This is a genomic window from Cellulosilyticum sp. WCF-2 (assembly GCF_003990395.1).
GTDB lineage: Bacteria > Bacillota > Clostridia > Lachnospirales > Cellulosilyticaceae > Cellulosilyticum > Cellulosilyticum lentocellum.
On sequence record NZ_CP034675.1, the window covers coordinates 2479447 to 2491248 of the forward strand.

The 11802-nt window shown below is 36.0% G+C and carries 8 protein-coding genes; 6 read left to right on the forward strand and 2 right to left on the reverse strand.

Annotated features, from left to right (window positions below; all coding sequences use genetic code 11):
• The first annotated feature begins 175 nt into the window (after window positions 1–175).
• From EKH84_RS11000 to EKH84_RS11010, 3 genes are read left to right on the forward strand one after another with little or no spacing between them, the layout of a single operon-like run.
• On the forward strand, window positions 176–952 hold the full coding sequence (locus EKH84_RS11000; protein ID WP_190283301.1) for an ABC transporter ATP-binding protein: 777 nt from the start codon (window positions 176–178) through the stop codon (window positions 950–952).
• The gene (locus EKH84_RS11005; RefSeq protein WP_127066333.1) at window positions 936–3353 is read left to right on the forward strand and encodes a COG1361 S-layer family protein; all 2418 of its coding nucleotides are present in this window, start codon (window positions 936–938) and stop codon (window positions 3351–3353) included. The genes EKH84_RS11000 and EKH84_RS11005 overlap by 17 nt, the downstream gene beginning before the upstream one ends.
• Window positions 3340–4692, forward strand: coding sequence for an ABC transporter permease (locus tag EKH84_RS11010; RefSeq protein ID WP_127066334.1), 1353 nt, complete (start codon window positions 3340–3342; stop codon window positions 4690–4692). The genes EKH84_RS11005 and EKH84_RS11010 overlap by 14 nt, the downstream gene beginning before the upstream one ends.
• A 67-nt stretch (window positions 4693–4759) precedes the next feature.
• Here the strand turns inward: EKH84_RS11010 and EKH84_RS11015 are convergent, their stop codons facing one another.
• Window positions 4760–6073 (reverse strand): peptidoglycan-binding protein, encoded by a 1314-nt coding sequence (locus tag EKH84_RS11015; protein WP_127066335.1) that lies wholly within the window; start codon window positions 6071–6073, stop codon window positions 4760–4762.
• A 130-nt stretch (window positions 6074–6203) separates the two neighbouring features.
• Between EKH84_RS11015 and EKH84_RS11020 the strand changes: the two genes are divergently transcribed.
• The 3 genes from EKH84_RS11020 (at window position 6204) to EKH84_RS11030 (ending at window position 10835) form a co-directional block, all read left to right on the forward strand.
• A complete protein-coding gene (locus tag EKH84_RS11020; protein WP_127066336.1) occupies window positions 6204–9002 on the forward strand; it encodes an insulinase family protein in 2799 nt (932 codons plus the stop codon).
• Between the two features lie 124 nt (window positions 9003–9126).
• Window positions 9127–9819 (forward strand): iron-sulfur cluster assembly scaffold protein, encoded by a 693-nt coding sequence (locus EKH84_RS11025; RefSeq protein WP_013656724.1) that lies wholly within the window; start codon window positions 9127–9129, stop codon window positions 9817–9819.
• Window positions 9820–9833: 14 nt separating this feature from the next.
• Window positions 9834–10835, forward strand: coding sequence for a GGGtGRT protein (locus EKH84_RS11030; RefSeq protein WP_013656725.1), 1002 nt, complete (start codon window positions 9834–9836; stop codon window positions 10833–10835).
• A gap of 625 nt (window positions 10836–11460) precedes the next feature.
• Here EKH84_RS11030 and EKH84_RS22340 read toward each other — a convergent pair.
• Window positions 11461–11613 carry an ATP-binding protein gene (locus tag EKH84_RS22340; RefSeq protein WP_410497302.1) on the reverse strand — a complete coding sequence of 51 codons (153 nt, stop codon included), beginning with the start codon at window positions 11611–11613 and terminating at the stop codon, window positions 11461–11463.
• Between the last annotated feature and the right edge of the window lie 189 nt (window positions 11614–11802).

The window sequence follows — 11802 nt, forward strand, 5'->3', positions numbered from 1 at the left end:
TAAAATGGTTGATGTTAGGACAGATGGAAGAGTAGGCAATAACTTTAAAAAAGGAGATGCCCACTCTTTTTTGCTTTTATTGATAAGAAAAGGAAAATATTAAGAAAAGGTTAAGTATTATGACTAAAAAGTCATAATACTGTAATCTCTATTTTATGGTTAATTATGGTTAAGTATGCTATACTGTTTGTTATATTTGAACAATTGTTTACGAAGGGGGGATAAGGTGGAACCTATTATAGAAGTTAAAAACTTGAGGAAAGTTTACCGCATGGGAAAAGAAAAAATTGTGGCGCTCAATCATATTGACCTAGAAATAGAAAAGGGTGAAATTTGTTGTTTATTTGGTACATCAGGTTCAGGTAAATCAACTTTACTCAATATGTTAGCTGGGCTTGAAAAACCTACAAAAGGAACCATAAAAATAAAAAAGATAAGAGTTGAAAAATTAAATGAAACTCAGTTAGCTATTTTTCGTCAAAAAAATATTGGTTTCGTTTTTCAGTCTTACAATTTAATTCCCACACTAACGGCATTAGAAAATGTAGCATTACCTCTTGTATTTCAAGGCATGGATAAAAAAGAAAGAGAGAAAAGAGCCAAGGAAATGCTAGAAGCAGTGGGCCTAGGGTCAAGGCTTCATCATAAGCCAAAAGAGATGAGTGGTGGACAACAGCAACGTGTGAGTATTGCAAGAGCTTTTGTGAATCGTCCTCAAATTTTATTTGCAGATGAACCTACAGGAAATTTGGACACGCATACGACCATAGAAGTAATGGATATGATTACAGCAATTGCAGAAAAATATAAGCAAACACTCATTATCGTGTCACATGACCCTGAAATTGCTGATTACGCACATAAAATTATTACAGTGCAAGACGGCGATGTGCTTAAAATAGAAAAAAATACAGATAAGGGAAGGGAAATGATTTATGAAAAAGAAGAATAAGTGGAAAGGGTTACTCATAAGTTTAGCATTAGGACTAACTTATAGTTTATCGAGTGTACATAGCCCTATTTATGCAGAACAAAAAGAACAAACACAAAATAATTCAGAATACATATCTATTAATGACATAACCCAAGACCAAACTAACTTGCAACCTGGGGATACTTTTAGTGTAACAGTTAAAGTACTTGTGTCACAAGAAGCAGCATTGGGGGATAATGTTTTTTGTTATGCAACAGCCTCTGGTAGTAGTGTGGCAGAAGATTCAAGTATCCAGTATTCAGTAGAAAGTAGTGAAAAACCTGTTGTAGGTTATAATGATATTAAAATATATGGTATAAAGTATAGTGGTAAAGGGAAGGATTTATCAGTTAGTGTAGGAATAGGAAATGGTTATGGAGAAGAACATACTAAATATAGTGCATCGGGTAGCTTAAAGGGGGGCTTACAAGCTAAAGGTAATGAGGAGTTCACAGATAGCTTTGCAATAGACAAGCAGGAAAACTTGCTTGTAAGAACAGGGCAAACACAAAGTGTGCAAGTAAAAATAACTAACAAAGGAAGTTTTACAATAAATCAAGCAGAAATGACACTTGCCTTAGATAGTAAAATAACAGGAGTAGAAATAAAAACAGCAACTGCTGTTGTTAAAAATATCAAGTCTAAGGAAACTAAAACAGGCACTTTTTCTATTAAAGCAAGTGAAGATGCTAAAGCAGGTGTTTATCCTGCGACAATAACGATTAATGGTAATAGTTATCCTGTTAATCTTCAAGTGGACAGTAGTGTAGTACCATCAGCACTCGAAGTAAGTACATCGGGCAGTAAAATTTATACACCGGGTGTAGCAAGTGATGTAACATTTAAGTTAAGTAATGTAGGACAACGTGATGCAAAGAATATCCGTTTTGAAGTGGTTAATTCTGAAAATGTCTCCATAGTAGAGGCAAGTAATGTTAAAAGGTTAGATATTATTCAAGGCAAGGCAAGTCAAGATATTACAATGAAATTACGTGTAAATAGCAGCTTTAAAGGGGATAGTGTACCTATTCAGATTAAAGTGGATTATTTAAATTCATCAGGTGAAAAAGAAGAAGATACACAATACGTTTATTTAAGTACATCGGCTTCAAGCATTGCTTCAGAAGTTATTATTAGTAATGTGATTTCACCTACAGATACATATGGTGTAGACCAAAATTTTACCGTTAAATTCAATGTTTCTTCCAAAAGCGGAGCAGATAATCTTAAAATTTCTGTTAAAGGAGATGAAGGAATTGTACCTAAATCTCAGAATCTCTTCTTTGTAACTAAATTAGGTAAGGGAGAAACTAAACAATACAGTGTAACTTTTGCAGCAACTCATGCAGCTATTACAAGTAGTCATCCGATTGAGATTAATGTTGAATATGGTGATGCTAAAGCACCTACCACTATTAGTCAATATGGAAGTGTTAACATCAGCAATCCTAAGAAGGATGCAGAAGGCGATGAGGATGAGAAGTTAAAAGGTAAACCTAAAGTAATCATTGGAGAATATATAGTTAACCCAACTATTGTCCAAGCCGGAGAAAACTTTGAACTTCATCTAGGCTTTTTAAATACAAACAGTAAGCATACTGTTAACAATTTGAAAGCTAATATTAAAGTCATTGAACAAGGTGAAAATCAAACAGGAAATGTATTTACGCCTGTAGGTGGTAGTAATACCTTTTACATCGATCAGCTTAGTCCAGGAGAAACAGTAACTAAGGATGTAACCATGTATACCATTCCTACAGCAAAAGCTAAGACTTACGAAATTACCTTAGAAATGGCTTATGAAGATGAGGATGGCAATGAAATTACAGCAACTGAAAATATAGGAATCCCAGTAGAACAAGTTACAAAAATTGAGGCAGGTGACATTTTCGTAGAATATGCACAGGTAGGGATAGAAACAACACTATCTACAACCTTCTATAATAGAGGACGTACTGATGTAACCAATATGATGGTTTATGTAGAAGGAGAAGGCTTTACAGTAGAAAATAATAGAACGTTTATTGGTAACTTTAAGCAAGGAGATTCACAGACCTATGAGCCAATGATTACAGCAAATCAAGCTGGAACCTTAAAAGGTGAAGTTATTGTAGAATATGAAGATGCAGCCGGTAAGACTCAAGAAATTAGAAAACCTTTTGAATTCCTTGTAGAAGAGATGATGATGGAAGAAATGCCTCCTGTAGATGGAGAAATGCCTCCTGTGGAAGGAGAAACACCAGCTCAAGGGCCTGTAAGTAAAAAGTGGATTTTAGCAGGTGTAGGTGTAGGTGTCGTTGTAGCAGTAGCAATCACCCTTGTTATGCTTAAAAAGAAAAAAGCAAAAAAAGAAGAGATGATGCTAGATGAAGAAGATTGATTTGATAAGCATGAGCGTACGTAATTTATGGCGACGTAAGTTGCGTACAGCTCTTACTATATTAGGTGTAGTGATTGGGGCATGCTCTATTATATTGATGTTATCCTTAGGTTTAGCTATGGAGAAAAATATGGAGGAGCAGTTTGCCCAGATGGGAGATCTTACTTTGATTCAAGTATGGAGTTACGGGGGTGGTAACTCTACCCAAGAAATTGATGATAAGGTACTCAAAGAATTTGAAAAGGTAGATCATGTTGTAAGAGCTATTCCGATGCTTAATGATATTAATGTTTACTTAAGTAGTGGCAAATATCGTACACCAGATCCTTATTGGGAAATTTATGTGATGGATGCTGCTGATATAGAGGCATTGGGATACAAAGTAGAAGAGGGGCGCAGTTTATTACCAGAAGAAACAAGAAGTATTTTAATGGGAAAAAACGTGCTTCAGTATTTTACAAAAAGAGGGAAGCAGATAGACTATTCTAAGGAACTTGAATTTATGCCATTTGACCTTGAAAAAGATAAAGTTACACTAGAAGTCATTCAGTATGATTGGGAAACAGGCAAGCCGCAACTAGAAGACGTTAATGGCAATAAGATTAAAGCACCTAAAGGAACAGAGGTGAACGTAGTAGGCCTATTTCCTGAAACAAGCATGGATTTAGCACGTAAAGTTATTATTCCAAGAGCTCTATATGAAGAATTGAAAAAAGAACAAATTGCTTATAAAAAGGCAATGGGATGGTATACAGATGAAGAGGCTAAAAGAGATAAGAAACGTACTTACAATGAAGTGATGATTAAAGTAGACCACCAAGACAATGTAGTAAGTACATTAGAACAGATTAAGAGCATGGGTTATGATGCATATAACAATATGGAATGGCTAGAACAGTATAAGCAAGAAGCAGCAGCTAAGCGTATGGCTTTGGGTGGTATAGGTATTGTATCCTTTGTTGTAGCAGCGATAGGTATTGCTAATACTATGATGATGAGTATTTATGAACGTACTAAGGAAATAGGCGTTATGAAAGTTATTGGAGCCAAGCTTGTAGATATTAAATATCTTTTCCTAATGGAAGCCTTATTTATTGGCTTAATAGGAGGCATTTTAGGTGCAAGTATCTCTGTAGGAATTTCCCTTATATTAAATGCTATAGGTGAGCCAATAGCACGAATGCTAGGGATGTGGGGAGGCACTACTGTATCCTTAGTACCACCATGGTTAATTGCTGCAGGCATTGTTTTTTCTACTTTAGTTGGTCTCGTATCTGGATACTTTCCGGCTAGAAAAGCAATGAAACTTTCAGCGCTTTCAGCTATTAGAACAGAATAGTGATATAAAGCTAATAAAATAAATAGACCTAATCGAAGTAAACAATCTTCGATTAGGTCTATTTATTTTATCCAAGTTCAGCAAGTTTAGTAACAGCTACATAAATACGAGAGATTTCATACCAAGTACTTTTTCCTACAATGCCATCCTGGGGAAGATGAAAGATTTTTTGAAAAGTCTTCACTGCTTCCTGAGTTGCTTCATTGAAATTACCATCTACAGCTACTTTGGGAATGAGAGGGAAGTTCTGTGAAATACGATTCAGCTGCATTTGAATGGTACGTACAGCAGGCCCACTATCACCTAACCTTAAAGGACTACCTGGATAAGATTCAGGATTACCTTCTACCATAGGAGCAGTATTGAGGGTGATATTACTACCGTAAAAATTTCTAAGAATTTGTTCAGCTGTATAACCTGCATCGCCTAAATCCTTACTCCCCCACTGTGTCATCCAGTTTGGACATTGGGACTTAACACCATCACAATACTGAGAAAGTAGAGGTTGAGTAACATCAGGCAGTTTAATATAGGTATCAAAAACTTCATTAACAACAGGTACAATGGAATCGAATAGGTTACGTCCATAGAAGAAAGCATGGTCATAAGCCGTAGAATTAGTAATGGTATAGGGCTTACCTTGATTACGATACCATTCTGTATAAATACGGTTTAAAGTAAAGGAATTAATGGCAATAATGTTGGCCTTAATGGTTTCAATAGGCCAGGTAGGATAGATTTCAGAGCTGGCTACATTGGCAATATAGTCGATATAAGGTACCGTATAGTTAGGCGCATTATTATCATTGGGGCTTCCAGCGTGAACAATAACAAACTCAGGTACAATGACTTCGTCTAAGACGATAAAACCAGAGCCAGGAATAATAGGTTTGATAGAAGCTTCTGGAATTTTAGGTGGGTAGTTACCGTATAGGGTGGCTGGACCTATGCTAACAGTCTCTAACAATTCTCTCGTATAAGAAGCATAACGTTTAAGCTGTCTTTCAGTAGCTTGCAAAGTAATAGGCTGAATAGACTGGATATCGGCGAAAATCTGTGAGCCCATAACAATGGCATCTACGTAATTAGGAGAAGCAGTTTCAATACGATAAGTAGCATAAGGTTTTTGCGTATTAAGGGGATCTAAACTATAGTCAACTGGAGGGGCAGATAATTCTAGGGGAGTCGTCTGACCAACTTCATTAGTAACAAGCTCTGCAATGACAGTTTCTTCACCACTAGGGGAGATTTCTTTAATAGTAACATTAACATTACTAACAGGAACAAGAGGTCCTAAAAGCGTATCTGAAGAAAGTTGTACAATGAGCGATCCTAGATTTTGTCTAGAAACACTAGGGGGATAAATAGGATGTGGTATCATTTAAGTTCCCTCCTTATTAATTTACTGATAATAAGCTATGGATAATATATGAGTTTTTAAGGCTTATTAGAACAAAATGAAAGGATAAAAAGATGTTTATTGCACATCATAAGGAAAAAGGAGGCGAGTTATGTTAAAAAGAAAAAGTTTTCTTATGATATGCATTGTCTTATGTATGATTTGTCCTATATTTGGTAAACCTAATAGTCCTAAATCACAGGGTTTTAAGGAAATAAGTAAAGAAAAATACAATACCGATACAATACATACCTATCGGCATGTAGCAACAGGTTTAGAGGTTATTTGGATAGAAAATGAGGATGTGAACAAGAGTTTTGTTTTAGGTGTTAAAACACCAACAACAGACTCCACAGGTGTGAATCATATTATTGAGCATACCTTATTTACAGGTTCTAAAGACTACCCTTCGGCAAGCTTATTTTTTGATGCCAGTGAAGCTTATCCTAACACCTATATGAATGCATTAACTAGCGGAGATATGACCCTATTTCCTTTTTCTACACCTTATCTTTCCTGCTATAAAGAACTTATGCATATTTATCTAGATGCTGTTTTTAAACCTAATTTATTAAAAGAACCTTATGGTTTTTATGAAGAGGCATTTTATTCATCTCCTATGGAAAACAGAGTAGGGGGAGTTGTCTATAATGAAATGAAGGGTGCTTATAGTAGCAAGGAGCGTACTGTTTTTAGAAGTCTTAGAAATATGATTTTTAAAGATAGCCACTATGCATATGATAGTGGTGGTAGTCCTAATGAGATTCCTACTTTAACCTATGAAAATTGCTTAAAGGTATACAAAAAATACTATTATCCAGCTAATATGAGAATTGTCTTATATGGTGCTATTCCACTTGAAGAAAGTTTACAAATGATAGCCTCCTATTTAACAGATTTGACAAAGCCTAAAGAGGGCATTGATTTAAATGTCCAAAACTTAAATCCGGAAAAAACAGCCACCTATACTGTTTTACCAAGCGGCGATAAAGGGGTCTTAGTAAAAAGTTTTGTATTAGAAAAAACGCTTAGTTCAGAAAAGATACAAGCATTAGATTTATGGATGACTGCTTATTTAATGAGTCCTCAAACAGGATTTTGGCAAAATTTGAATCGCATTGGACTAGGTAAAGCAAGGTGGATTAAAGATGAGGATTTACCTTGTCCAGTTTATTCCTTGGTTATTTCAGATTTGCCTACGAATCAACTAGAAGATTGTGCAAGACAGCTAGATCAGCTGATTGCCAGTATGCCAAAGGATTTAGGAACGAATAACTTTACAGAACAAGATGTGCTAGCACAAGCAAATTGGCTCGTGCTTAAAGAAGATACAAGTGTCAATAGAGGCATTGATATTGCACAAAGCATGCTAGAAGCATGGGCTCATTATAAAACGATTAATCAGTATTATGAAAAGAAAGATTATATTCAAAATGCTAAAAGCTTAGATGCAGATAGCCGTCAAATTTTATTTGAACAAGCTACTAGGTATACACTTCTGTTATTACCAGGTTCTTATGAAGTAAAGGAACCAGAGAAATTAAGTCCTGTTTCAGATGAAGAGTGGCTAGATATTGTTCCTAAAATGGAAGCTTGGCAGAAGAAAAAAACAAAATTAAAAGCAGTAGATTTAAGAGAGCTTATTTTAAAGCCACATTTAGAAATTAAAAGCAAACAAAAAAAGAATTATACAGAAATGGTTACAGAGGTAGAAAGCACATGGGCAAGGTCACAACTTTATTTTAATACAGCTCATATACCTCAAAAGGAACTGCCTTATTTGTTTCTCTATGCTCACTTATTAGAAGAAAGTGCCAAGGAGATTACCCCTTTTAGTGGTATTATTACAACAGGTTGTACGGCTTATCCCAGTGAAAAGGGATATTGGCCCTGCTTCAAACTTGCTGTTTTAACAAAAGCAGAAGAAACAGATCATAGCACGTTACTAAGGGAAGCTAGATTACACTTACAAAACAAGCCAGATGAATGGTACAGACAAAAACTCATTGAATGGGTTATGGATATGAAAGAGGCAAGTGAAAATAATGTAATTGGGACACTATCACACCTCAGCCTAGGAGCAGAAGAAGGATTGAAGCGCTACTTATATGAACAGAGTTATCCTACCTATACTTTTTGTGAGGAGCTTTTAAAAATGCATCATACAGCCTGGCGTCTGAATGTAGAGCGTATTGATAAAAAGCTATATCATACAGGAGACCTTATTGTAGCAACAACTGTTCCTGCTAAAGAATCGAATTTATATGCGAAAAGCTGGGAAGATTTCTTAGAGACATTACCTTGTTTTGAACATAAAACAGCTACCTATGAATTTGCAGTCACTTCTAAAAATTGTGTTGTAACAAGTCATGCAGCTATTGATCATAGTTACATTGGAATGGATAAGGGTATACCTTTAGACGGGCTAGATTACCTAGCAACCACTTATTTAACGAAAAACTATCTTAATCCTCGCATTCGTGTAGGTCTAGGTGCTTATGGCGCAGGTTGCCAACTTAGTTATCCATACACCATCTCTTTTTATACCTATAGAGATCCCAATATAGAACGTTCTTTGCCTATTTTAGAAAAAGTACATGAATTTTTAAGTACCAATGTAGATAGCATTGCTCTTGAGAGTAGCAAAGCAGAAGCTTTAAGCAGACTGCACAGTCAATTTCGTTTATTAGGTACACCTTTAGAAGAGGCAAATGCTCTGGAAGGACTAGTTTTATGGGGGCAAGGTCCAGCTGACCTGATGAGACTTCAAGAAGAAATTCTTAAAGCAACACCAGAAGCTGTTAAGGCAAAGGGAGCTATTTACAAAGAACTTTTTAAGCAAGGTAGAGTTTCTATTATGACTCAAAAAAGTTATACTACAGAAAAAGAATTTACTACCTACTCATATTAGACTATTAAAAAAAAGGATAAATATTGACAGATTCCTTAACCACCTATACAATAAGTGTGTATTGTTAAATTTTTGATTTAAAGAGAAATCTTTAAATAGAGATGAGTGGAAAGGAGTCATGAAAATGATGTATTCACATGAAGTAGAACAAATGTGCCCAATCGCTAAAGGACCTAACCATGGGCCAGCACCAATCCCACAAGAGGGTAAATGGGTACAAGCAAAAGAAATTAAAGACATTAGTGGTCTTACACACGGTGTAGGCTGGTGTGCACCACAACAAGGTGCTTGTAAATTAACACTTAACGTTAAAGATGGTGTGATTCAAGAAGCATTAGTAGAAACTATTGGATGTTCAGGTATGACTCACTCTGCAGCTATGGCAGCAGAAATCTTAGCAGGTAAAACAATTCTTGAAGCGCTTAACACAGACTTAGTTTGTGACGCAATTAACACAGCAATGCGTGAGTTATTCTTACAAATCGTATACGGAAGAACTCAAACTGCATTCTCTGAAGGTGGACTTCCTATCGGTGCAGGTCTTGAAGACCTTGGTAAAGGACTTCGTAGCCAAGTTGGTACAATGTACTCAACAGTTGCTAAAGGACCAAGATACCTTGAAATGGCAGAAGGCTATGTAACAAACATCGCTCTTGATGCTGACGATCAAATCATCGGTTACCGTTTCATTCACTTCGGTAAAATGATGGACATGATCAAAAAAGGTATGGATGCAAATGAAGCAATTGAAAAAGCTACAGGTCAATACGGCAGATTTGATGATGCTGTACGTACAGTTGACCCAAGACATGAATAGGGAGGTGCCAAACAATGCCATTATTTGAATCATATGATAGAAGAATTAACCAAATTAACGTTGTTTTAAATAAATACGGAATCAAAGATATTGAAGAAGCTAGAACTATCTGTAAAGAAAAAGGCTTTGATCCATATGAAATCACAAAAGGAATTCAACCAATCGCTTTTGAAAACGCTTGTTGGGCTTACGTTGTAGGTGCTGCAATTGCTATCAAAAAAGGTTGTCACAAAGCAGCAGAAGCAGCAGAAGCTATCGGAGAAGGTCTTCAAGCATTCTGTATTCCAGGTTCTGTAGCTGATGACCGTAAAGTAGGTCTTGGTCACGGTAACTTAGGAGCTATGCTTCTTAGAGAAGAAACAAAATGTTTCGCATTCTTAGCAGGTCACGAAAGCTTTGCAGCCGCTGAAGGTGCTATCGGTATTGCACGTTCTGCAAACAAAGTTCGTAAAGAAGATTTAAGAGTTATCTTAAATGGTCTTGGTAAAGATGCTGCTCAAATTATCTCTCGTATCAATGGGTTTACATATGTTCAAACTCAATTTGATTATATGACAGGTAAAGTAAATGTAGTAAAAGAAATCGCATACTCAAACGGTGAACGTTCAAAAGTTCGTTGCTTTGGTTGTGATGATGTTCGTGAAGGTGTTGCAATCATGCATATGGAAGGTGTTGACGTATCTATTACAGGTAACTCAACTAATCCAACTCGTTTCCAACATCCAGTAGCTGGAACATACAAAAAAGAATGCGTTGAACAAGGTAAAAAATACTTCTCAGTAGCTTCTGGTGGTGGTACAGGTCGTACACTTCACCCAGATAACATGGCTGCTGGTCCAGCTTCTTATGGTATGACTGATACTATGGGAAGAATGCACTCAGATGCACAATTCGCTGGTTCTTCATCAGTTCCTGCTCACGTAGAAATGATGGGACTTATCGGTATGGGTAACAACCCAATGGTAGGTGCTACAGTTGCTGTAGCCGTAGCAATCGAAGAAGCTATGAATAAATAATTCCTTTTTAGGACAATAAAAAAGCGGTAATCACGTATAGACATGATTACCGCTTTTTTGCTGTCCGGACTCTGGTAAAACTTTCCTGGCTCCTTAAGTAGAGCTTACTTCAAGGCATAGAAATGGCTCCTCAGCACAACTAGCTAAAGAAGCAGTGCCTACTTAAGAGAGCTATGAAAGTTCAAGCCATGAGTGAGGAGCTCTTAAACTCTTAGCCGGTGCACACTTATGATGAGGAAGCTAAAGCTTTCAGACTCTGGTTTAAACTTTGTTTAAAGTAATGCTAGATATAAAGGATTATAAAATAACTTATAAAAGAGCGCTTCCCTTTACAGCGCATCAGTGAACATCTTCCTTAAGTCCAGAGGTACCTATAACAATAGATTGAGACTTGGCTGACCCGGTCAGTTCCTCAGATTGAAGCTGTGGTGATTCTGCTACGAGAAGTTATTTGATTTATCTTTACATTATAGTATATGTAATGAGACAAGTAATTCCCTAATAAAAGATAGAAAGATATTTTTTTGACAGTTCGTTCTGCTAGAAAACATATATTAGAGTGTACTATGAAATGGCAACTGGAAAATGTGGTTTTTGGGCATTTTAAAATGCCCCTTTTAAAGCATTACAATTGCATCTTGTTTTTATCTATATCTACAAATTTATCTTTTATCCTATAAGATTGCCCTGTTATGTTGATGACGTGTGAGTGATGGAGCAATCTATCAAGAATGGCAGAAGCCACAACTGGATCATCAGCCGAATTTACAGTCCAAATAGTTGCTCTTTATCATAGTGATAAAAGAAAATGTGATGCTTTTTGTGTTTATGATGCATTCCTTAATTTGAATATGTACTTATAAAATTCAACATATGTTTCAGGTTTGATAAATAAATTTTGTATATTTTGAAAACAGCACGTAAATATGTTAATATACATATAGAATCTTTATTTATCACACAGAAA

What these genes read in the sequence shown, in the direction of transcription:
- EKH84_RS11000 (WP_190283301.1), top strand. Translation starts at nt 176, where the DNA reads ATGCTATACTGTTTGTTATATTTGAACAATTGTTTACGAAGGGGGGAT.
- EKH84_RS11010 (WP_127066334.1), top strand. Translation starts at nt 3,340, where the DNA reads ATGAAGAAGATTGATTTGATAAGCATGAGCGTACGTAATTTATGGCGA.
- EKH84_RS11015 (WP_127066335.1), bottom strand. Translation starts at nt 6,073, where the DNA reads ATGATACCACATCCTATTTATCCCCCTAGTGTTTCTAGACAAAATCTA.
- EKH84_RS11030 (WP_013656725.1), top strand. Translation starts at nt 9,834, where the DNA reads ATGCCATTATTTGAATCATATGATAGAAGAATTAACCAAATTAACGTT.
- EKH84_RS11025 (WP_013656724.1), top strand. Translation starts at nt 9,127, where the DNA reads ATGATGTATTCACATGAAGTAGAACAAATGTGCCCAATCGCTAAAGGA.
- EKH84_RS11020 (WP_127066336.1), top strand. Translation starts at nt 6,204, where the DNA reads ATGTTAAAAAGAAAAAGTTTTCTTATGATATGCATTGTCTTATGTATG.
- EKH84_RS11005 (WP_127066333.1), top strand. Translation starts at nt 936, where the DNA reads ATGAAAAAGAAGAATAAGTGGAAAGGGTTACTCATAAGTTTAGCATTA.